At 36.1% G+C, this 22,080-nt stretch carries 21 protein-coding genes and 1 other annotated feature; of the genes, 18 read left to right on the forward strand and 3 right to left on the reverse strand.

The features are described 5' to 3' along the window. Positions 1-230 precede the first annotated feature (230 nt). Genes CEF14_RS00960 through CEF14_RS00975 form a run of 4 tightly spaced genes read left to right on the forward strand, consistent with a single transcriptional unit; the run spans position 231 to position 3,560 of the window. Positions 231-1,115: a branched-chain amino acid ABC transporter permease gene (locus tag CEF14_RS00960; RefSeq protein ID WP_102691105.1), complete on the forward strand. Its 885-nt coding sequence runs from the start codon at positions 231-233 to the stop codon at positions 1,113-1,115. A 4-nt stretch (positions 1,116-1,119) separates the two neighbouring features. Beyond that, positions 1,120-2,082: a branched-chain amino acid ABC transporter permease gene (locus CEF14_RS00965; protein ID WP_102691106.1), complete on the forward strand. Its 963-nt coding sequence runs from the start codon at positions 1,120-1,122 to the stop codon at positions 2,080-2,082. Further along, positions 2,072-2,845: an ABC transporter ATP-binding protein gene (locus tag CEF14_RS00970; RefSeq protein WP_102691107.1), complete on the forward strand. Its 774-nt coding sequence runs from the start codon at positions 2,072-2,074 to the stop codon at positions 2,843-2,845. Before CEF14_RS00965 ends, CEF14_RS00970 begins: the two co-directional genes overlap by 11 nt. Next, complete coding sequence (locus tag CEF14_RS00975) at positions 2,838-3,560, forward strand: ABC transporter ATP-binding protein (RefSeq protein ID WP_102691108.1); 723 nt, start codon at positions 2,838-2,840, stop codon at positions 3,558-3,560. Before CEF14_RS00970 ends, CEF14_RS00975 begins: the two co-directional genes overlap by 8 nt. 104 nt (positions 3,561-3,664) lie before the next feature. Here CEF14_RS00975 and CEF14_RS00980 read toward each other — a convergent pair whose 3' ends face one another. Next, a complete protein-coding gene (locus tag CEF14_RS00980) occupies positions 3,665-5,047 on the reverse strand; it encodes an FAD-binding oxidoreductase (RefSeq protein ID WP_102694250.1) in 1,383 nt (460 codons plus the stop codon). Between the two features lie 184 nt (positions 5,048-5,231). Between CEF14_RS00980 and CEF14_RS00985 the strand changes: the two genes are divergently transcribed. Together CEF14_RS00985 and CEF14_RS00990 are read left to right on the forward strand one after the other, a co-directional pair. Then, positions 5,232-5,441: a helix-turn-helix transcriptional regulator gene (locus CEF14_RS00985; RefSeq protein WP_102691109.1), complete on the forward strand. Its 210-nt coding sequence runs from the start codon at positions 5,232-5,234 to the stop codon at positions 5,439-5,441. Then, the gene (locus tag CEF14_RS00990; protein WP_102691110.1) at positions 5,438-5,917 is read left to right on the forward strand and encodes a hypothetical protein; all 480 of its coding nucleotides are present in this window, start codon (positions 5,438-5,440) and stop codon (positions 5,915-5,917) included. The genes CEF14_RS00985 and CEF14_RS00990 overlap by 4 nt, the downstream gene beginning before the upstream one ends. Positions 5,918-5,957: 40 nt before the next feature. On the opposite strand, the gene sspI is transcribed toward CEF14_RS00990, so the two are convergent. Next, positions 5,958-6,164, reverse strand: a complete 207-nt coding sequence (sspI, locus tag CEF14_RS00995; RefSeq protein WP_102691111.1) for a small acid-soluble spore protein SspI — start codon at positions 6,162-6,164, stop codon at positions 5,958-5,960. 138 nt (positions 6,165-6,302) lie between these two features. Here sspI and CEF14_RS01000 point away from each other — a divergent pair, with 138 nt between their 5' ends. From CEF14_RS01000 to CEF14_RS01040, 9 genes are all read left to right on the forward strand, one after another. After that, entirely contained in the window at positions 6,303-7,283 is a 981-nt protein-coding gene (locus CEF14_RS01000; protein ID WP_102691112.1) for a quinone oxidoreductase family protein, read from the forward strand. Positions 7,284-7,304: 21 nt separating this feature from the next. Next, positions 7,305-8,075 (forward strand): TrmH family RNA methyltransferase, encoded by a 771-nt coding sequence (locus CEF14_RS01005; RefSeq protein ID WP_102691113.1) that lies wholly within the window; start codon positions 7,305-7,307, stop codon positions 8,073-8,075. Positions 8,076-8,127: 52 nt separating this feature from the next. Beyond that, positions 8,128-8,366, forward strand: a binding site (T-box leader). A gap of 107 nt (positions 8,367-8,473) precedes the next feature. Then, positions 8,474-9,511 carry a phenylalanine--tRNA ligase subunit alpha gene (gene pheS / locus CEF14_RS01010; protein ID WP_102694251.1) on the forward strand — a complete coding sequence of 346 codons (1,038 nt, stop codon included), beginning with the start codon at positions 8,474-8,476 and terminating at the stop codon, positions 9,509-9,511. 12 nt (positions 9,512-9,523) lie between these two features. After that, positions 9,524-11,929, forward strand: coding sequence for a phenylalanine--tRNA ligase subunit beta (gene pheT, locus CEF14_RS01015; RefSeq protein ID WP_102691114.1), 2,406 nt, complete (start codon positions 9,524-9,526; stop codon positions 11,927-11,929). Between the two features lie 633 nt (positions 11,930-12,562). Then, the gene (locus CEF14_RS01020) at positions 12,563-13,591 is read left to right on the forward strand and encodes an ABC transporter ATP-binding protein (protein ID WP_102691115.1); all 1,029 of its coding nucleotides are present in this window, start codon (positions 12,563-12,565) and stop codon (positions 13,589-13,591) included. After that, on the forward strand, positions 13,572-14,519 hold the full coding sequence (locus tag CEF14_RS01025; RefSeq protein WP_102691116.1) for an ABC transporter ATP-binding protein: 948 nt from the start codon (positions 13,572-13,574) through the stop codon (positions 14,517-14,519). Before CEF14_RS01020 ends, CEF14_RS01025 begins: the two co-directional genes overlap by 20 nt. 1 nt (position 14,520) lies before the next feature. After that, on the forward strand, positions 14,521-15,483 hold the full coding sequence (gene opp4B, locus CEF14_RS01030) for an oligopeptide ABC transporter permease (protein WP_102691117.1): 963 nt from the start codon (positions 14,521-14,523) through the stop codon (positions 15,481-15,483). A 35-nt stretch (positions 15,484-15,518) separates the two neighbouring features. Further along, positions 15,519-16,421 carry an ABC transporter permease gene (locus CEF14_RS01035; RefSeq protein WP_102691118.1) on the forward strand — a complete coding sequence of 301 codons (903 nt, stop codon included), beginning with the start codon at positions 15,519-15,521 and terminating at the stop codon, positions 16,419-16,421. A gap of 16 nt (positions 16,422-16,437) precedes the next feature. Then, entirely contained in the window at positions 16,438-18,252 is a 1,815-nt protein-coding gene (locus tag CEF14_RS01040; protein ID WP_102691119.1) for an oligopeptide ABC transporter substrate-binding protein, read from the forward strand. Between the two features lie 221 nt (positions 18,253-18,473). Here the strand turns inward: CEF14_RS01040 and rnhC are convergent, their stop codons facing one another. Further along, positions 18,474-19,409, reverse strand: a complete 936-nt coding sequence (rnhC, locus tag CEF14_RS01045; RefSeq protein WP_102691120.1) for a ribonuclease HIII — start codon at positions 19,407-19,409, stop codon at positions 18,474-18,476. Positions 19,410-19,496: 87 nt separating this feature from the next. Here rnhC and zapA point away from each other — a divergent pair, with 87 nt between their 5' ends. From zapA to polX, 3 genes are all read left to right on the forward strand, one after another. Then, a complete protein-coding gene (zapA, locus tag CEF14_RS01050) occupies positions 19,497-19,769 on the forward strand; it encodes a cell division protein ZapA (protein ID WP_102691121.1) in 273 nt (90 codons plus the stop codon). Beyond that, complete coding sequence (locus CEF14_RS01055) at positions 19,762-20,301, forward strand: CvpA family protein (protein ID WP_102691122.1); 540 nt, start codon at positions 19,762-19,764, stop codon at positions 20,299-20,301. Before zapA ends, CEF14_RS01055 begins: the two co-directional genes overlap by 8 nt. A 61-nt stretch (positions 20,302-20,362) precedes the next feature. Next, a complete protein-coding gene (gene polX / locus CEF14_RS01060) occupies positions 20,363-22,066 on the forward strand; it encodes a DNA polymerase/3'-5' exonuclease PolX (protein WP_102691123.1) in 1,704 nt (567 codons plus the stop codon). The last annotated feature ends 14 nt before the right edge of the window (positions 22,067-22,080 follow it).

Here is a 22,080-nt window from a genome sequence, read left to right on the forward strand (position 1 = left end):
GACTGCAGTGGGATTTTCTGTAACGAAGCGCAATGCTCGCTAAGAGAAAGCATCCACTTTTCAATGCATGAACCTGATCTAAAAATTCCTACTCACTATAAATTAGATATTTGTTTATGACGATCTGGACAACCCTTACCGTATTGTGCAGTGACTAAAAGTTAATCCACATTTTTTACTTTTTTCATTCATATTCGGACTCACAAAAATGAATTAAAGGGTGATTTATTTTGCTACTTGAGCAATTAGTTAATGGAATTACGTTAGGCAGTATATACGCAATTGTAGCACTCGGTTTTACCCTTGTATTTGGCGTATTGGGCATTATCAATATGGCACATGGTGAAATCTTTATGGTAGGTGCTTATGTAGGTGTTTTGACAACAGGTGTTTTAGGTTGGCCATTATGGTTGGGGTTCTTAGCCGCAATTCTTGTAACTGCAATCTTAGGGTATTTATTGGAGAGTCTTTCTCTTCGTCCATTACGTGGGAAAAAAGGAGTTTCTCATTTAGCGCCTTTAATAAGTACCATTGGGGTATCAATGTTTCTAGAAAATATGTCACATCAATTATTTGGCGCTGGAAACAGACCATTCCGTACACCTTTTGCAGAACTTAGTATTCAAATTGGCTCTGTTACCATCTATGCAGTTCAGATTGTGATCTTTATGATTTCCATTCTTTTAATGATGGGGCTTTCTTTCTGGCTTTCGAAAACAAAAGCAGGAAAAGCGTTGCGAGCTACAGCAGAAAACCTAGAGACTGCCAGTATTCTTGGGGTCAATACGAAACGTACGATTACGATGACAGTTATTATTGCATCTGCAATGGGAGGTATTGCTGGCGTTTTAGTAGGAATGGCATTTAACTCAGTCAATCCGCAAATGGGATTATCGATTGGATTAAAGGGATTAGCCATTATTATTTTAGGTGGTATGGGAAATGTGAAAGGAGCCATGGCTGGCGGTTTAATACTTGGATTGTCAGAAACGGTCCTTGTTGCTTATGGAGACTCAGGTTATCGAGACGCAATAGCCTTTATTATGATTATTGTTATTCTTCTATTAAAACCACAAGGTCTTTTTGGTTCAAAGACATCTACAGAAGGAAGGTAATCATATGTTAGCTGAACTTTTAAATCCATATCAATTACAAATAGCGTCTTTCGTTCTTATTAATATTATTTTGGCGATTAGTGTATATATCACGCTTTCTTCAGGTCAATTATCCTTAGGGAGTGCGGGTTTTATGGGGATCGGTGCGTATACATCCTCATTAGTGACCATTCATTTTGAATTACCTATATTTGTAGGTGTTTTGGTTGGAGCAGCCGTAGCAGGAATTCTCGGTATTTTAATAGGAATTCCAGCGTTAAGATTATCAGGTGTTTATCTAGCAATTGCAACACTTGGATTAGGTGAAGTTATTCGCGTTATTTTTGTAAACTGGGAATCTCTCACAAATGGCGCAGTTGGTATTTCGAATATTCCACAAATTAGTAGAAGTATTTTGTATTTTGCAAGAGATAAAGGATTTAATCCGACAGTTCTAGGTTTACAAAATAGCCAATTTGCAGGACTGTGTGTGTTTCTTATTTTGTTAGTGTTAACGATTTTAATTATTTGGTTTATCGCTCGTCAAAGAAAATCACGCGTAGGTAGAGCTTTTTCAGCCATTCAATTAGATGAAAAAGCAGCTGAATCAATGGGTATTAATATTACCTATTATAAAGTATTATCATTCGCACAAAGTGCAGTATTTGCGGGACTTGCTGGTGCATTATTTGCCCATGTAATGGGGTATATATCCCCATCTGATTTTGCCTATCATCGTGCAGTTGAGATATTAATATTTACCGTATTTGGTGGTAGTGAAGTGATTACAGGATCTATTTTCGGTGCAACTTTTTTAACACTAATGCCAGAGGTATTACGATTCCTAAGTGAATATCGTTATATCATTTACGGAGTACTGCTTGTATTATTAATGGCAATTCGCCCTCAAGGAATTATCGATATTAACGTTCTAAACTGGTTTAAAAAGTTGAAACGAGTAAAAGGGGAAGATGTTCATGGTTCTTAAGATTCAACATGTATCTAAAAACTTTGGAGGTATTTCCGCTTTGACGGATGTTTCTTTTTCAATCAATGAAGGAGAGATATACGGATTAATTGGCCCAAATGGTGCGGGAAAAACGACAATGTTTAATTTGATTACGAATATTTTTTCTCCTACATCTGGAGAAATCATTTTTAATGGTGAAACTATCACGGCTATAAAACCACATAAAATAACGGAAAAGGGTATTTGTCGAACGTACCAAAATATACGACTTTTCACGCAGATGTCCGCTATAGAAAATGTAATGGTTGGAGGGCATTGTCGAACTCAATCAGGAGTCATAAGAGGGGTATTACGTACAAAACTGCAACGTAGAGAGGAACAAGAGTTAAAACAAAAAGCTGAAGAATTATTGGAGTTAGTAGGATTGATAGAGTTCAAGAATGTATTGTCTGAAAACTTAGCCTATGGTCAGCAACGACGATTGGAAATTGCTCGTGCACTAGCAAGTAACCCTAAATTATTATTATTAGATGAACCTGCAGCAGGGATGAATGAAAAAGAAACTGATAGTTTATTTGACTTGATTAAAAAGGTACAGGCAAAAGGGATTACAGTACTCATCATTGAACATGATATGCCACTAATCATGAAGTTGTGTGATCGAATCACCGTCCTGAATTTTGGGAAAAAATTAGCGGAAGGTACACCTTTAGAAATTCAAAATAATGAAGCAGTTATTGAAGCCTACCTTGGGAAAGAGGAGGAAGATGACATTGCTTAAAGTATCGAATGTCGAAACATTCTATGGACAAATTCAAGCATTAAAGGGAATTAGTTTAAATGTAGAAGAAGGAAAAATTGTTACGCTTCTGGGCGCAAATGGGGCAGGAAAGTCGACTACCATGAAAACAATTGTTGGCCTACTTAAGCCTAAAAAGGGTATGGTTGAATTTTTAGGTGAAAATGTAACGGGATTGCGCCCTGACCAACTACTTCGAAGAGGAATTGCTTTAGTTCCAGAGGGACGTGCCATTTTATCGAGTATGACAGTAATCGAAAACTTGGATATGGGTGCTTACCATCGAAAGGATAAGAATGTTGAGCGAGAAATAGAAGAAGTAATGGAACGTTTTCCTATATTACGTGAACGAAAGTCACAACTAGCAGGAACCCTTTCAGGTGGTCAACAACAAATGCTCGCCATTGCCCGAGCATTATTATCAAAACCTAAACTATTATTATTAGATGAGCCATCAATGGGACTTGCACCATTGATTGTTGCTGATATTTTTAAGATTATTAAAGAAATAAAAGATGCTGGTACAACCGTTCTTCTTGTTGAACAAAATGCGAAGCAAGCATTGAAAATAGCTGATTATGGTTATGTGATGGAAACGGGTAAGATTATTATTGAAGGTAAAGCATCTGATCTATTAGAAGACCCACGTATTGTAGAGGCTTATTTAGGGAGAAAATCTACTTCTACTTCAGCTTAAGATAGATAAATTTTGCAGATAAACAAGCTAACAAAAAACACCTTTCTATTAAGGATATCGCCTAAATAGAAAGGTGTTTTCAATAGTTTAGATGTTGTAAAAAATTATTTTACGATATCGATTAGCTTTCCTGGATTCATAATATTCTTTGGATCTAATGCTAGTTTGATTGCTTGCATCACCTCGAGTGATACTCCATGTTCTTTTTCTTGGTACTGCATTTTACCAATTCCGACGCCATGTTCACCTGTGCAAGTGCCACCACGCTCAATTGCAAAATGAACCAAGTTTTCATTAAATCGTTTAGCTCTTTCAACTTCTTCAGCATTCTTCAGATCAATCATCACTAATGCATGGAAATTTCCATCTCCTACATGGCCAACAACTCCACCTGGTAAACCAACCTTTTCTAGTTCGGTACGAGCAAAAAGTACTGCATCAGCTAAATCTGTGATGGAAACACAGACATCTGTAGTCATCAGTTTTTTTCCTTTATAGCCATGGATAAAAGCGTATGCTAAGTTATGACGTGCATCCCAAAGTTTGTTACGTGCAGCAGTATCTGTTTCAAACGCGATTTCTAGACATCCATGATCATTCATAATTTCTTTTGTGAATTCAACATCTTGTGCAAGTCCTGCTTCGTTTCCATGGAACTCTAAAAACAGTGTCGGTTTTATAGGATAATTTGTTTCACTATAATGATTCACTTGTTCAATTGATTGTTCATCGACTAATTCAACTCTTGCAATAGGGACACCTGCCTGAAGTATCGATGTAACAGCATCTACTGCACTTTTTACGGTTGGGAATACAGCACGTGCCGCCGTTTCAAATTCTGGAATACCATATACTTGTAAGGTAAGCTCGGTGAAACAACCAAGTGTACCCTCTGAACCAACGAAAAGACCGTTAAGATGGTAGCCAGATGAGGATTTTGCTGCCAAATTACCTGTATGAATAATCCGACCATCGGCAAGGACAACTTCTAAATCACGTACTTGATCTCGCATAATGCCATAGCGTACAGCTGTTGTACCACTTGCATTTGTAGCCGCCATACCACCAAGTGAAGCATCTGCACCAGGATCTACAGAAAAGAACAATCCATATTTTTTTAATTCTTTGTTTAATTGGGTTCTTGTTACCCCAGGTTGAACGCGAACTAGTAAATCTTCTGGTCGTATTTCGAGAATCTTGTCCATTAAAGAAAAATCGATTGTAATGCTGCTCTTTATCGGGATAATATGACCTTCTAAACTGGATCCTCTCCCAAAAGGAATAACGGCAATTTCAAACTTGTTTGCTATTTTTAAAATATCACTTACTTCTTTTGTGGAGGATGGAAAGACAACAACATCTGGTAATCGACTTTCGTGATAAGATTCGTCTTTACTATGTAATTCACGAACTGTTTCATTCACTGATACTTGCTCGTCAGTTAAGATATCTTTTAATGCAGATACGATCGTTTCAACTGTTAACATACTCATGTTCGCCTCTTTCGTATATTTTTGAAAAATCTTTATTTTCTAATTATTATAGAACAGCAAAAGATAAATTGAAATGAAGATTTCTTTAACCTATTTTTAAATGTTATGTTTGATTGACAAAAAGTTAAGTATACATTACATTTAGTTTAGAATACTTAACATAAAAGAAGGTGAGAAAATGCTTTGTAATCGGGTGAAAGAGCTTCGAGCAAGATATGGTTTTTCGCAATCAGAGCTAGGTGCTCGTGTAAATGTCACACGACAAACGATAGGATTTATCGAAAAAGGAAGCTTTTCACCATCCATCATATTATCTCTGAAACTTGCAAAAGAATTAAAAACGACTGTAGATGAATTATTTTGGTTAGAGGGAGATGAAAAAGAGTGAGAAAGGATTTACGAGTTCAAATGCCGTTATGGAATATTGCAGCAATTGTTGAAATGGGGGCAATTATCATTCCCATGCTATTAAGTGATATTAGATGGTTTGATAAAGATTTAATTTTTTCCCTTAAGATGGACTATATACTCGGTTTGATTAGTTTAGGCGGAATTTTTCTTTTTGTAGTATCTTGTATTCTTCTAATATTAAAAACAATACAATTTAATAAGGAAAACCCTAATCGTAAAGTGAACATATTCTCTTTAATACCAAATGAATATATTGAAGATGATGAGATGTTCAGCCAAGTAACAAATAAAGCTACGCGTAAAGTCTATACATTTTTAAGTGGTGCAATACCGATGCTAATAATTGTTGCTGCTTTTCTACCAAAAATTTGGATAGTAGTTTTACTAATATTGGTTGCTGTTATTCTGAATTTTATTTACTACGTAGAAATAAGAAAATACACTTTGACATAGAAAATGCATGTAGTCTCGTTCAAGGGACTACATGCATTTCTTAAGCTAATGCTTTCGATAATTCACTCATAAAATGGTCTTGTTCTTTTTGATCTGCTTGTTGCCACCATGCTTCAAAAAATACGCCAAGCCCTGGAAGTAAATGCTCTTCACCACGAGTAATTGCATCTTCCACAATATCCTTTAACTGATCCGGACTATTTCCTGATACATTTTTCTTAATGGCATCTCGAATTTGAAAATTCATTTGACATCCCTCCTAATGATATTTTGGTTCGCAACTCGATTGTTATACATACATTTGGTAAACTTATAAAAGAAAAGAATTTTTGAGTGTAATCATTTTTTACTTAAAAAACTACATACGAAGGGGAAGTGTCTGAATATGAAAGCTGTCGTTTTTGAGAAGGGGAAATTGTTAGTCAAAGAAGTCGGTACACCAAAACCCAAAGCAGGAGAAGTATTGGTTGCCATCAAAGCTGCAGGGTTAAATCGCCGTGATCTCTATACACCTGGAAGATTAGGAAATAATAGTGAAGCGTTAATTCTTGGTTCAGATGCGGTAGGAGTTGTAGAAGAGCTAGGTGAAGGTGTTGCAAATTGGAAAGTTGGGGATGAAGTGATTATTAATCCTTCTCTACGTTGGTATGAAGAGTCTGATTTTCCGCCTGAAAATTTTGAAATTTTAAGTTTACCGGATGATGGAACATTTGCCGAAAAAATTGCAATTTCTGCAGAACAACTTGAGAAAAAACCATCTCATTTATCCGATGAAGAAGCAGCGGTAATCGGTATTTCACCATTAACGGGATATCGTGCATTATTTACAAAAGGTCAAATCCAAGCAGGTCAGACTGTCTTTATACCGGGAGCAGGTAGTGGTGTTGCAACCTTTTTAATTCAAATGGCAAAAAATGTAGGCGCTAGAGTTATTGTGTCTTCACGTTCTGAAGAGAAACGTCAGGCAGCATTGAGGATTGGTGCAGACATTGCAATAGATACAAGTAGTAATTGGCAGAAAGAACTGGAAAACGAAAAAATTGACCTTGTTATTGAAAGTGTAGGTCGTGCTACATTTAATCGTTCTTTGGCTGTTTTGAAAAAGGGTGGTAAAATAGTGGTGTTTGGTGCAACAACTGAGGATGTTGTAGATTTTGACTTACGCCAATTCTTCTATGGTCAATTTACACTTTTAGGTACAACGATGGGAAGCCGAGAAGAATTTCGTGCATGCATCGACCACTTAGAAAAGTATGAAATTCATCCTATAATAGATCGAAGTTATATAATGGATGATGTGCATGCTGCATTTGACTACTTAAAAGAAAATCATCAGTTTGGCAAAATTGTCTTAACGATTTCATAATATAAAGGCGGTAAAGAATACATGAAAAGAATCGAATCTCCACAAAATTCCCTTGTGAAGTATTGGAAAAAACTAGCTACAACACGCAAAGAACGTGATCGTTCAGGAGAATTTTTAATTGAAGGGTTTCACTTAGTTGAAGAAGCTATAAAAAATGACAGTGAAATACTTAATTTAATGGTGCGTGAAGATGTAGAGATTCCTGCAAGTTGGAACATCGATCATATTTTTGTTGTGGAGGTAACTACTCAAGTAGCAAATGAGTTTGCAGAAACTGAACATTCACAAGGGATTTTCGCTCATGTAAAACAACCTACAGTTACTGAAGAAGAACAAAATAAATGGACAAAATTATTACTAGTTGATGCAGTTCAAGATCCAGGAAATGTGGGTACGATGATCCGTACAGCAGATGCTGCTGGTATTGATGCAGTTATACTTGGAAAAGGCTCAGCTGATCCATATAATCCTAAAACAGTACGATCCACACAAGGTTCTATATTCCACATACCTGTTGTACGTGGTGAATTAAGTGATTGGATTGATTCATTAAAAGAAAAGAGTATACCTGTTTACGGAACTGCTTTAGAAAATGCTGTTCTTTATAATCAAGTGAAAAAAGAGGGTAAGTTTGCACTTGTTATGGGAAATGAAGGTAGCGGAATTAATGCACAGTTATTAACCAAAACAGACGCAAATGTGATCATTCCGATTAAGGGTAAGGCAGAATCATTAAACGTGGCTGTAGCAACAGGTATTGTTCTTTATTATTTCGCAACTGGGGAAAACTAAACTTGAAGTAACGAACTGATTTGCGTATAATGAAAAAGTGTAAATAATAATATAAAATGCAATGAGCGGGAAAAGTACATTTTTTCGAACTTTTAAGGGAGTGCGCGCCATAGACTGAAAGCGTGCATATTGTGTCGATTGATGGAAGTTCACCCCGTTAGCAGCCACCGGGACCAGTAATGATTACTGTAAAGGTGTGCCGGTGAAACGCCGTTAAGTCAATGAAGTGATTGCAAAGTATTTAATTTGCAATAACTAGGGTGGTAACGCGAATAGAACCTCGTCCCTTTTATAGGGGGCGAGTTTTTTTATGGTTAAAAATATATGCCGCATAAAAAGACTTAACTGTGTCACCTGATTTTTTGTTTTATTTTGGAAGGAGGATTTTAAAAATGGCAATGGTAGAGGAATTAACTCAACTAAAAGAAGAAGTTGTAGCAAAAATCGCAGCGACAGAAGATTTAAAGCAATTAAATGAAGTACGCGTTGCATATTTAGGTAAAAAAGGTCCGATTACGGATTTATTAAAAGGAATGGGGAAACTTCCTGCAGAGGAACGTCCTAAAATGGGTGCTTTAGTCAATGAGGTCCGTGCAGAAGTTCAACATATTCACGATGTACGCAAGTCTACATTAGAAGAAAAAGCAATCCAAGAACAATTAGAAAAAGAAGCAATTGATGTGACATTACCAGGTCGTCCTGTGAAAGTAGGCAATGCACATCCATTAACTCGTGTCATTGAAGAAATCGAAGACTTGTTCATCTCAATGGGGTATGAAATTGCAGAAGGTCCTGAGGTAGAAAAAGACTACTACAACTTTGAAGCATTAAATTTACCAAAAGGTCACCCAGCGCGTGATATGCAAGATACTTTCTATATCTCTGAAGAAATTTTAATGCGTACTCATACATCGCCTGTACAAGCACGTACTATGGAGAAAAAACAAGGTGCATCTGTTAAAATCATTTGCCCAGGGAAAGTATTCCGTCGCGATAATGATGATGCAACTCACTCCCATCAGTTTACTCAAATTGAAGGTTTAGTAGTTGGTGAAAATATTCGTATGAGTGACTTAAAAGGTACATTAGACATCTTCGCGAAGAAAATGTTTGGGGAAGACCGCGAAATTCGTCTACGTCCAAGTTTCTTCCCATTCACTGAGCCTTCTGTTGAAATGGATATTTCTTGCTTCAAGTGTGGTGGAGAAGGATGTAATGTATGTAAACATACAGGTTGGATTGAAATTCTTGGCGCTGGTATGGTGCATCCAAACGTTCTATCTATGGCAGGTTATGATCCTAAAAAAGTGTCTGGATTTGCTTTTGGTATGGGTCCAGAACGTATCGCAATGTTGAAATATGGGGTGGATGATATCCGTCATTTCTACACAAATGATGTACGATTCTTATCACAATTCCACCGTATTGAAGAGTAAGGAGGAGTAAGGATGCTAGTATCTTTAAAATGGTTGTCACAATATGTTGATTTACAAGGTTTAGAACCAGAAGTTTTAGCAGAAAAAATTACCCGTTCAGGGATTGAAGTAGAGGGCGTCCATCATTTATCAGATGGCCTAAAAAAAATTATGGTTGGTCAAATCAAAGAGTTGAGAAAACACCCTGATTCCGATCACTTAAATATTTGCCAAGTAGATTTTGGTGAAGAAGAGCTATCACAAATCGTTTGTGGCGCTCCTAATGTTGCTGAGGGTCAAAAAATCGTTGCAGTTCGTCCAAATGGTTATGTTGGTGGTAAAAAAATCAAAAAAGGTAAACTTCGTGGTGAAGTTTCAAACGGTATGATTTGCTCTCTACAAGAATTAGGAATCGAAGGGAAAGTTGTACCGAAAAAATATGCTGATGGCATCGTTATATTACCTGAAGATACACCAGTTGGTATGGATGCTATTGAAGCGTTAGGTTTAGATGATGTGGTTCTTGAATTAGGCTTAACACCAAACCGTTCCGATGCAATGAGTATGTTAGGTGTTGCTTATGAAGTTGCTGCAATTCTTTCAGAAGACGTCAAACTTCCAGATACTACACATGAGGAATCTACTGAACAAGCAGAAAAACTGTTAAAAGTTCGTGTAGAAGCACCTGAAGTAAATCCTATGTACACAGCAAAAGTCGTGAAAAATATTAAAGTTGCTGAATCTCCAATGTGGTTACAACAACGTTTAATGGCTGCAGGTGTTCGCCCACTTAATAATGTTGTGGATATAACAAACTACATTTTGATGGAATACGGTCAACCATTACATGCTTTTGACTATGATGCACTAGGTACAGGGGAAATCGTGGTTCGCTTAGCGAACGAAGGCGAACAAATTAAAACATTAGATGGCCAAGATCGAGTATTAAATGCTAAAAACCTTGTCATTACAAATGGTAAAGAGCCAGTTGCAGTCGCTGGTGTAATGGGTGGTTTCGATTCTGAAGTAACTGAAAAAACGACAACAGTTGTTATTGAGTCAGCTTATTTTGATGGCTTATCAGTTCGTTACACAGCTAAAGACCTTGGTTTACGTAGTGAAGCAAGTGCTCGTTACGAAAAAGGAATCGATCCAAATCGTGTAACTCCTGCTGCAGAACGTGCCGCACAAATGCTAGCTGAACTAGCTGGTGGGGAAGTATTATCAGGTTCTGTCGTTTTTGATGAACTAGACAAAACACCTTCAAAAGTTATTGTGTCACCTGATTTTGTCAATGCACGTTTAGGTATGAAAATTTCTTTAAATGAAATGGTATCCATTTTGAACCGTTTGAATTTTGATGTGGAAACAGCAAACGGTCGTCTATATATTGATGCGCCAACACGACGCCAAGATATCAAAATCGAAGAAGATATCGTAGAAGAAATTGCACGTTTATATGGCTACGATGAAATTCCTGCAACTGTTCCTGTAGGTGAATCAAAAGCAGGTGGTTTAAATCAATATCAAGCCAAACGTCGTATCGTTCATCGTCAACTACAAGGTTCAGGACTATACCAAGCTCTAACTTATTCACTTACATCTGATGAACTTTCACAAAAATATGCATTAGTAACAGCACCAACAACTCGTCTTTTAATGCCAATGAGTGAAGAACGTAGTACATTGCGCCAAAGTATTCTTCCACATTTAATCGAAGCTACTAGCTATAATGTTTCTCGTCAACAAGATTCTGTTGCATTGTATGAAGTTGGCTCCGTATTCTTAGGTGAAACAGAAGAAGGTCTGCCACATGAAGAAGAACATATCGCTGCGGTAATGACTGGTGATTGGGTTAACCATGCTTGGCAAGGTGAACATAAAAAAGTAGACTTCTTTGTCTTAAAAGGAATCCTGGAAGCTCTATTTGCAAAACTTGACTTAACAAATCGTGTTGCATATGAAACTGCAGTAGTAGATGGCTTACATCCGGGACGTACAGCGAATGTCTTATTAGATGGCGCTCGTATTGGTTTCGTAGGACAGTTACATCCTGCAGAACAAAAAGCAAATGGTATTAAAGAAACATATGTGATGGAATTAAACCTAGAAGCAATTCTTGCAGCTTCGATTGACCCATTAGTATATGTTCCAGTTCCTCGTTTCCCATCTATTTCACGTGATATTGCTTTAGTTGTTGAACGTGCAACAAAAGCAGCAGATTTAGAAGCAATTATCCGTAAAGCAGGTGGCAAGCTGTTGAAAGATGTAAATGTATTTGACCTTTACGAAGGAGAAAAAATGGAACAAGGCAAAAAATCAGTCGCCTTTACGCTAACTTACTTCACACCTGAACGAACACTTACAGATGAAGAAGTAGTAGCAGCACATGATAAAGTAGTAGCTGCTCTTACAGAATCAGGTGCGGAACTTCGTTAAGAGAACAAATAAGACTTTGATAGATTATTTTGTGTATTGTTTATTACCTTACTTAAGGTGTAATACGGACTCCTGCAAGAAGTGAGTAGAACGCAGCGCAGCTAATAGCATATATACTATAAGTTTTTGCGTTACTACACTTTTTTAGTACCCCAATTCACTTTAGAGAAAACAGATAATTTATCGATAATATTGAAAACAAAGCCTAATTTAAAAGGAGGTAGCTAATCAAAGCTACCTCCTTTTCGCATTTATTTATATTACAATTACTGTATTTTGTAATATAATCTTACTCTTCATGAATATATATAGATAAATATATTAATTAATAAAATTTGTAAAATATAAGTAATTTATTGTTTGTCATATTATATCATTATGCTATAATGTCAAAAAAGAGTTGTCAGACTTCAATGAAAACACTACTATACTAAGAGAATATCTACGATTTTAAATTTTTTGTTAAAATTATAGACAATTTTGTAAATTATGTTATATTAGTAAAAATGATAAATTTAGAAAATCGAAATATTTACCGTTAAACTACTCCTGTACTGCGTGGTGACTAACAGAATATTAAACAAAAAATTTTGAATTTTCAATATTTTATTTTGTTTAGGAAGGAGCATACATTTGAAAACATCTGAAAATATACTGAATATTAATCATTTACACACTAGTTTCAGGATTAAAGATCGTTACTATGACGCAGTCGAAGATGTATCACTAACATTAAAGGAAAATGAAGTACTCGCAATTGTGGGGGAATCTGGATGTGGGAAAAGCACATTGGCAACTTCTATTGTTGGACTTCATCCACCAGGAAATACAAGAGTTACAGGTGAAATTTTATATAACGGAAAAAATATTGTGAATTTTAAAGAAGATGAATTAAATCACATTCGTGGAAATGATATAGGATTTATCTTCCAAGACCCTCTTTCTGCATTAAATCCATTAATGCGCATTGGGGATCAAATTGAAGAAACGTTAGTTTATCATACAAAATTAAATGAAAAACAACGCAAGGAACGCGTTCTTGAACTATTAAATCAAGTAGGGATCAATAAACCGGAATTAGTTTCTAAACAGTTCCCACACCAGCTTTCAGGTGGTATGCGTCAACGAGTAATGATTGCGATAGCAATTGCCTGCAAGCCGAAAATAATGATCGCAGATGAACCAACAACAGCACTTGATGTAACCATTCAAGCACAAATTTTAGATTTACTTAAAGAATTACAAGATGAAACAGACGCAGGCATTATATTGATCACTCACGATTTAGGTGTTGTAGCTGAAGTAGCAGATCGAGTAGCTGTGATGTACGCAGCAGAAATCATTGAGATAGCTCCAGTTGAGGAGTTGTTCAAAAATCCAAAACATCCATACACACGCTCATTATTGAATTCTATTCCACAAGTGGATAGCGAAAAGGATCGATTAGAAGTGATTCATGGGATGGTACCATCTCTTACCAAATTGCCGCGAACTGGATGTCGCTTTTCAGCTCGTATCCCATGGATTCCACAATCAGCTCATGAAGAAAATCCTCAATTACATGAAGTTAAACCAGGACATTTTGTTCGATGTACCTGCTGGAAACATTTCCACTTTCAAGGTGAAAAGGAGGGTGCATCAAATGAGCTTTATGCAAATTAAAGACTTGTGTGTACACTATCCAATACGTGGAGGGTTTTTTAACTCGATAGTTGATTATGTGTATGCAGTTGATGGTGTATCAATGGAATTTGAAAAGGGGAAAACATACGGACTTGTAGGTGAATCAGGATCTGGTAAATCAACCACAGGTAAAGCTATTATCGGATTAGAAAAAATTACATCTGGTCAAATCATATATGAGGGTGAAGATGTAACAAATCAAAGAAGAAAACGTAATAGTGCGTATAATCGGGATATCCAAATGATCTTCCAAGATTCTTCCTCAAGTATGAATCCAAGAAAACGAGTAATGGATATTATTGCTGAACCTATTCGTAATTTTACGAATATGAGTGATCAAGAAGAGCGAAGACGTATTATTGAACTTCTAGAGATTGTTGGTATGTCAGAGGAAGCGATGTACAAATATCCTCATGAATTTTCAGGTGGACAACGTCAACGTTTAGGTATTGCTAGAGCTGTTGCATGTAATCCAAAGATGATTATTGCGGACGAGCCGGTATCAGCACTAGATTTATCTGTACAAGCACAGGTACTAAACTTTATGAAGGACATCCAAACAGAATATGGCCTTAGTTATTTATTTATCTCACATGATTTAGGTGTAGTAAGACATATGTGTGACTATATTTCCATAATGTATAAAGGCCGCTTTGTTGAAACGGGAACAAAAGAAGATATTTATCATGATCCTCGCCATATCTATACGAATCGCTTATTATCTGCGATTCCTAATATTGAACCAGAAACTAGAATAGAACGTAAAAAAGTTCGTCAAAGAGTGGAAGTCACTTACCGCCAAGAACAGCATAAATACTACGATGAAAATGGTAAAGTATATCCACTAAAAGAAATATCACCTAGACATCATGTAGCAATGATGGTCACTGAGAAAGGGGGTATTTAGTATGTGGAAGACTATTGTTAGAAGAGTACTAGTGATGATTCCTCAACTTTTTGTGCTTAGTATGCTTGTATTTATCATGGCGAAATTCATGCCAGGAGATCCATTTACGGGATTAATTACACCACAAACAGATCCAAACCGATTAGAAGAAATGCGGCAGGCTGCAGGTTTCTATGATCCATGGTATATACAATATTGGCATTGGGTTACAAATGCTTTACATGGTGATTTTGGAGATAGCTACTCCTTTAAAGTGAGTGTAGCTTCACTCATTGGTGAACGTGGTATGAATACATTATGGTTATCTTTATTAAGTGTTATCTTAGTCTATCTGATTGCCATTCCTTTAGGAGTTTTGGCAGGGCGCTATCAAAACTCATTTCTTGATAAATCAGTTGTCCTATATAGCTTTATAAGTTATGCGATTCCAACATTTGTTTTATCATTGATTTTCTTATTTATCTTTGGGTATCAACTTGAATGGTTCCCAACTTCTGGGACTGTTGATGTTAAGTACGATCCAGGGACTTTCGATTATTTTTGGAATAAGTTTTATCATTTACTGTTACCGGCTATTACTTACGCTTTACTTGGTACGACAGGCGTTATTCAATACTTACGCTCAGAGATCATTGATGCAAAGACACAAGATTATGTGAAAACTGCACGCAGTAAAGGGATTCCAATGAGAAAAGTATATTCTCGTCACATATTCCGAAATTCACTTTTGCCAATTGCAGCGTTTTTAGGTTTTACGATTACCGGATTACTTGGTGGTTCAGTTTTCATTGAGACAATCTTTGGTTATCCAGGTATGGGCCAGCTTTTTATACAAGCAATTATGGCTCGAGATTATAGTGTAATAACAACACTTGTTATGTTATTTGGCTTCTTAACATTATTAGGTAGTCTATTATCCGACATTATCATGAGTATTGTCGATCCAAGAATTCGAATAGATTAAAAACTTAAATAATTGTTAAGGAGAGGTGATTTGAAATGCAAAAAATACAAGAAAGAACAATTGAACTAGATGGCACACCAGCGACAGGTTTTAGAGTCATCTGGCGTGAATTTAAAAAAGATAAAATTGCGATGATATCGTTAATCTTATTATTTGTCGTAATCTTTGGTGTTTTAATATGGGCACCATTTATTGATCAAGAAAAACTGATGAAAATAAGTTTATTAGATGAATTTGCAGAACCAGGTACAAACGGCTTTATCCTTGGTGCAGACCAAGGTGGAAGTGATGTTTTAGGGCAATTAATTATTGGTGCGCGTAATTCACTTGTCATTGCTGTCATTATCACACTTATTACGGGTGTGTCGGGCATAGCAATTGGTATCATTACAGGTTACTACGGTGGATTGATTGATAATATTTTTATGCGTATTATTGATTTCTTTATGACTTTACCAACATTAATGATCATCATTGTTTTCGTCACGCTTGTTCCGAAATACAATGTAACTTCATTTATATTAATCATGAGTTTATTCTTGTGGGTTGGAACGGCAAGACTCGTCCGAAGTAAGGCATTGTCCGAATCGAGAAGAGATTATGTAAATGCTTCTAAGACAATGGGGACAAGTGATTTTGCCATAATGTTCAAAGGTATTATGCCAAATTTAAGTTCGATTTTGATTGTAGAAATGACTTTAAACTTTGCAGGTAATGTAGGGATTGAAACAGGGTTATCATTTCTTGGATTTGGATTACCTCCTTCAACACCAAGTTTAGGAACACTTGTAAGTTATGCAAGTAATCCAACAGTATTATCTGAGAAGTGGTGGGTATGGTTACCAGCATCAATATTAATATTAGTATTGATGTTAGGCATAAATTATGTTGGGCAGGCATTACGTCGTTCAGCAGATGTAAAACAAAGATTAGGATAACAAAGGAGGAAAAGGGATGAAGAAGAAGTGGTTTTTACTTTCTTTAGTTTGTGCATTCATGCTTGCACTAGCTGCATGTGGCGGCTCAGGTTCAAATACTAAAGAAAGCGGAAAAGAAGGTGGAAAAGAAACGGGAAAAGAAACTGTAGACAAAAGTTTACTCCCGGCAGAAGCAACAAATGATGGCACGCCTATTAAAGGCGGTACTTTAAAGGTTGGTTTAGTAACTGATACGCCATTCCAAGGTATATTTAACTGGGAGCTTTATGAAGATGATTATGATAAACAAATTATGGATTATGCTTCCAACTCAATCTTCCCAACTAAAGAAGATTTCTTAATTTCTGATGATGGATTAGGCAAACTAAAAGTTGATGTACCTGCCAAAAAAGCAACAGTATCTATTAAAAAAGGAGTAAAATGGTCTGATGGTGAACCATTTACAATCGATGATGTAATTTTCCCTTACTATATTATTGCGGATAAAGATTATACAGGTGTACGTTATGATTCTGACTTCCAAAATATCGTTGGTGCAAAAGAATACCATGCTGGAAAAGCAAAAGAAATTTCTGGTATCAAAAAAATCGATGATTACACAATGGAAATTTCATTTAAGAAAATCTCTCCAGCAATTTACTCTGGTGGTGATGGTTTATGGGGTTATGCTGCTCCAAAACATCAGTTAAAAGATATTAAAATCAAAGACTTAGTAAAATCTGATGCGGTACGTAAAAACCCTGCAACACTTGGTGCATTCGTTATTGATAAAGTTGTCAATGGTGAATCTGTACAAATGGTAGCAAATAAATACTACTGGAAGGGTAAACCGAAGTTAGATAAAGTTGTAATAGAAGTTGTTCCATCTGCTTCAGCTGCTGCAGCGATTAAAGCTGGTAAATATGATGTAGCAAGTAACTATAAAGCAAATGATTACAAAGCTATTAAAGATTTTGATAATATCAATGTTTTAGGTCGTGATGAACTTGCGTACTCATACCTTGGTTTCAAATTAGGAAAATATGATTCTAAACAAGGTATAAATGTTACGGATCCAAACGCTAAAATGGGCAATGTAAAATTACGCCAAGCCATTGCTTATGCAATGGATATCGAACAAGTAACAAAAGCTTATTATGATGGACTTCGTACACGTGCGAATTCTTTAATTCCACCAGTATTCCAAAGTTTCTATGATGATTCACTTAAAGGCTATAACTACGATCCAGAAAAAGCAAAAAAACTATTGGATGAAGCAGGTTATAAAGATGTAAATAATGATGGCTATCGTGAAGATCCTAAGGGCAAAGAATTTACGATTAAGTTAGCTACCATGGCAGGATCTGATAAGGATGAGAAAATTGATCAATTCTATATCCAAAATTGGAAAGACGTTGGTCTAAAAGTAGAATATTCTACTGGTCGTCCAATCGAATTCAATAGCTTCTACGATAAAGTTCAAGCAGATGATAAAGATATTGACATGTTCATGGCTGCATGGGGAACAGGGACTAACCCATCTCCAATGGGTCTATATTCTAAAGAAGCACAATTTAATTTTAGCCGTATCGTGTCTGATGAGCTAACTACATTATTAAATGATATTGATTCTGAAGCAGCAATGGATCCAAAATACCGTGCTGAAGCGTTCACAAAATGGCAAAATTACATGAGTGAGCAAGCTACTACAGTTCCAACATACTTCCGTACGGAAATCATTCCAGTCAACAAACGTGTAAAACACTGGGATATTGATTATTTGAAAGAAACAAAAGACAATCTGCAAGATGTTGAATTAACTGCTGATGAACCAGTAAAATCAAGCAAATAATCTCATATCTAAAAGAGAATTAAAAAAAGTGCCAATGGGATGTGCAATTCAACTCCTCATTGGCACTTTTAATTTTTTTATGGATCTATTGTTTGAAAAAGAATCGGTTGTTTTGCAATCTTAAAATGTTTCTCTGAAAAATAATATAATGGTTATCTTTCTGCAATAAAAGTTAACTATACTTATGGAGGGTCATCAACTATATTTTAATACGTTAAGTTTTAGTTAAATCTCTTTTTAGATGCAATGCGGGAAGCTTTTTGGGTATTTGCAAAATGCCATTTTGTTACACTATGAAGAGATTCCTCACCTTGAGCAAGTAAGATTTGGGCAGCAATTTCATCTACTCGATGACTTGCTCCTTTTGGTAATGTGACACCGATGGATTTACTTAGTTTGTCCATTTCTGAGAGAAATGCACAACGAGCTAAAATAGATGCAGCTGCTACAGCAACATGGATTTGTTCTGCTTTTGTAGCAAATAATACATTTTCGGTCACAATTTCTTTTTCGGTTTTTAAATAGTTGTAGTATGTTTTTCTTTCGGCAAATTGGTCAATTAGAATATACTCTGGTTTTTCGGGTGCAATCTTCGCTAGTAATTGTCTAATTGCTTGGTTATGCAGTTGAGCCTTCATCTTACCTTGTGAAGTACCTGCAGCTTGTACAAGGTTGTACTTTTCATTATGTAATACTAGTACACAATGGGGAAGAGTTGCTTTTAGGTCAGATGCAATTTTTAACATATAGTCGTCAGTTAACAATTTAGAATCTTTAACACCTAACTCTTTTACCAGATCAATTTTGTCTTGTGGTACATAGACGGCAGCTACTGTAATTGGACCAAAATAATCGCCAGTCCCTGTTTCATCAGATCCAATAACAGATAGAGAGGACAGATTGTTAGGCAACGTATCTCCTTTTGATAACGTCATAGTAGACGGATCTTCTGCTTGAGTTTTCCATTGTTCGGCTTCGCGTTCGCAACCGCCACCCTGGAACATCACTTTACCAGATGAATAGATGGTAATCGCACAGTCGGCAAGCTTTGCGGCGAATATAACACCAGGTGCTTTGCGTTCTACTATATATTGAGAATAGTAGTTCATCACTTCTTTTTGCATCTTTGGAGGTAGTTTAATGACAATATTAGACATATTTTATATTCCTTTCTTCTTAAGTAATTCACAACTTAGACACTTCATGTTATCATAAGAAATAGGACTTTAAAGGAGGTTAAGGCAATGTCTGTGCAACGAAAAAATCGAGTTTCAGTTGAAATCTACGGTCAAACTTATAATATAGTTGGGACAGAATCGCCAGGTCATATGCGATTTGTAGCAGCAACTGTAGACGACCAAATGCGTGAAATTAAGCGTGCCAACCCAAGCCTCGACAGTGCCAAGCTAGCCGTCCTTACTGCTTGTAATGCAGTAAATGATTACTTGAAATTAAAAAATCAAGTAGAAATACTCGAATCAGAATTGAAAAATTTAAAGGATGAAGTGAATGGTTGATTTAATCATAATTATTTTATTATTTGCTGGACTAGTCAGTGGTGCTAGAAGAGGTTTAGTAGTTCAGCTAATCCAAATGGCAGGCTTTTTAATCTCAATTATTGTGGCTTATATCTATTATAAACCATTGGCGGGAAAATTAGTTCTTTGGATTCCATATCCTTCCGTTGATGAAAATACTACCTTAAAATTTGCTGTAGAGCAATTAGATTTAAGCCAAACATTCTATCAATTATTAGCGTTTGCGTTAATATTCTTTGTGGTTAAGTTTGCTATACAAATAGTAGCATCATTATTTGACTTTTTAAGATATATTCCACTACTAGGAGGATTAAATCGTATCTTAGGTGGTGTTTTTGGATTTATTGAGGCATACTTGCTTATTTTCATCGTGCTCTATGTATTAGCACTACTCCCAATTGGAGGAATCCAAAAATATATAGACGGATCATTCTTAACGAAGTTAATGCTTGAATACACACCAATCATATCCAAAACATTCCAAAATTTATGGTTTGTTTATATGAAATAAAAAGTTAAATTAGACTTCTCTCTTTAGAGGGAAGTCTTTTGTTGATAAGGAGGAATATACGATGAACAAAAAGACAATCATTCAAACACTTGAGAAAATTGCCATCTATTTAGAACTTCAAGGTGTAAATCCTTTTAAAATAGCAGCATTCCGTAAAGCTGCAGCCGCATTAGAGGCGGATACAAGAAGTATAAGTGAAATCGAAGATATCACGAAAATTAAAGGAATTGGTAAAGGAACAGCATCTGTTATTCATGACTTATTAGAGAATGGTCGATCAGAAGTACTCATTCAATTAGAACAAGAAGTTCCAAAGGGGTTACCACCCTTATTAAAATTACCTGGTCTTGGAGGAAAGAAAATCGCTAAGCTTTATCAAGAACTTGGTGTAGATTCCGCAGACAGTTTGAAAAAAGCCTGTGAAGAAGGGAAAGTATCGACTCTTTCTGGTTTTGGAAAGAAAACAGAAGAAAAAATTTTAAAAGAACTTGAGAGTTTCGGGAAAAGAGCAGAGTTTCATCCAGTATGGTTATTAGAAGAAATAGTAGCTGATATAGAAGAGATATTACACGAAATACCTGAAATCGAACAATCCTCAGTGGCAGGTAGCTTTAGACGTGTAAAAGAGCAAAGTAAAGACGTTGATTTTATCATTGCAACAAGTAATCCTGAAGCTGTGAAAGAAGCGTTACTATCAAAATTAGTAACAAAAGAAATTATTGCAGCAGGGGATACCAAAGTTTCAGTTACACTTCAAACAGATGATATCAATGTTGACTTTCGTTTAGTAACATTTGATGAATATGCAACAGCACTTCATCATTTTACGGGTTCAAAAGAACATAATGTGCGAATGCGTCAAATTGCAAAAGAACGTGGTGAGAAAATTAGTGAATATGGGGTAGAACAAGCAGATGGATCCGTTTTAACGTTTCATTCCGAAAAAGAGTTCTTTGCTCATTTTGACTTACCTTTTATCCCACCTACAGTAAGAGCAGGGAATCGTGAATTTGAACGTTTAGAACAAATCCCTCAACTTGTGCAAGTAAGCGATATCAAATCTGATTTACATATGCACACAACATGGTCTGATGGTGCGCATGCTGTTCATGAGATGGGTGAAGCATTACTAGAAAAAAGATATCAATACGCAGTCATTACCGATCACTCCCAATATTTAAAGGTAGCCAATGGACTTACTCCAGAACGATTACTTGAACAACGTAAAGAAATATGGACTTTTAATGAAAAACATCCAAACTTCCGTCTGTTAGCAGGAACTGAGATGGATATTTTACCCGATGGATCACTTGATTTTGAAGATGACGTAATGGAAGAGCTAGACTTTGTGATCGCATCTATTCACTCCAGTTTTTCACAACCACAAGAGAAGATTATGGAAAGACTCCATAATGCGATGAAAAATCCACATGTTGATATGATTGCTCATCCAACAGGTCGTGTTATTGGTCAGAGAGAGGGTTATAATCCTGATATAGCTCAGCTTATTGCATGGGCTAAAGAATATGGTAAAATTTTAGAGTTAAATGCAAATCCATATCGCTTAGATCTTTGCATGGAGCATTTAGAAATGGCTGCCGAGGCAGGAGTTCCGATAGCCATTAATACAGATGCACATGCTATCGAGCAACTTCGTTTTATGGAAATTGGCACAAAATATGCGCAAAAAGCATGGTTGAAAAAAGAAAATATCGTTAACACTTGGTCGTTAGATGACTTTGTGAAGTATATAGAGAAGAAATAGGAGGTGTTTTTTAA

Source organism: Rummeliibacillus pycnus, from assembly GCF_002884495.1.
Classification (GTDB): Bacteria; Bacillota; Bacilli; order Bacillales_A; family Planococcaceae; genus Rummeliibacillus; species Rummeliibacillus pycnus.